The sequence below is a fragment of the Gottfriedia luciferensis genome, assembly GCF_002156865.1.
GTDB lineage: Bacteria > Bacillota > Bacilli > Bacillales > Bacillaceae_G > Gottfriedia > Gottfriedia luciferensis.
This window is the reverse complement of record NZ_NCTA01000086.1, coordinates 1-1,080: the sequence shown is the minus strand read 5'-3', so window position 1 is coordinate 1,080 and position 1,080 is coordinate 1. Positions and strand designations below refer to the sequence as shown.

1 pseudogene is annotated in these 1,080 nt (G+C 30.8%); it reads right to left on the bottom strand.

The annotated features are described in order from the left end of the window. Nucleotides 1–515 precede the first annotated feature (515 nt). Nucleotides 516–1,080: pseudogene (locus tag B7R67_RS22270) on the bottom strand (aromatic amino acid hydroxylase); the annotation flags it as partial.

Here is a 1,080-nt window from a genome sequence, read left to right as displayed (position 1 = left end):
AAAAGGTTATTATGTGAACTTTATTTATGATAAAGTTAGTATTTTTTGATGTTCTAATAATATGTTTTGAATAATATTTATAACTCCGTCAAACTCAATTCAATACTTAGATCATCTTTTTATAAGTTTAAACTATTAAATACTAATTTTTAGAAAAATGAATTCAAATCTTAAAAGACATTGCTTTTTTGATTTCGTCGTTTAAACTGATTAATCATTTGTTCTAAGCAAAGAATATTTAAATCGTTTTTTTATGAATACTTTTATTAAACAATAAGTTTATTGGAACGGAAGGATGCTCGACTCCTATGGGAGATGCGGAAAGGCTGAGACCCCGCAGGCAATGCCGAGGAGGCTCAGGTTTCGCCCCATGGAAAGCGAGCATACTGTAGTGGAAATGAACATCACTCAACTTCCTTTACGAAAATTTGGTCATAACTTGACAAGATTATTTTTCAACAACGTGAATAAGAAAAGCATTACTTCTATTGAAGTAATGCTTTTCTTATTTTTTATCAAACTAGTTTTAAGCCATTTGTAATTAGATTTTTTAAAGAATCTACCTTTTTTAATTCGCCTAATTCAGCTTTAAGTGGTTCTACAATATGTGCTAATTTAGCATTAACTGTTGCAATTTCAAGTAATTCTAGACGTAATAACCAATCACTTTGATGATTACGGTTTAGTTCTTTATGAATAGCAATTAGTTTTGAAATGCAGTCATCACAGAATGTATTCTTTTCTCTAATTACTCTTACTTCTTTGTATAATTTTTCTAATTCTGTTAGTGGAGCTGGTGTTTCTTTTTCGAACTCTACCTCTTTAATTGAATCACTAAAGTAAGAAGTTGGATCTGCCGCACCTGGGAATGCAGATACTACGCGAGATCCTACAGCCATATCGAAAGTTCCCCATTCTTTTTTAAATAATTCTTTTCCTCCGTAAGTAACTGTGCAATCTTCAAATGAAATTAATGCAACTTTATCTTCATTTTTAATAATATTCACAATTCTCCCGGAAGCGCTTACATTGCTTGAGAATTCTAAATCAACATAGTTGCCTACGACAATTCCTAAATTT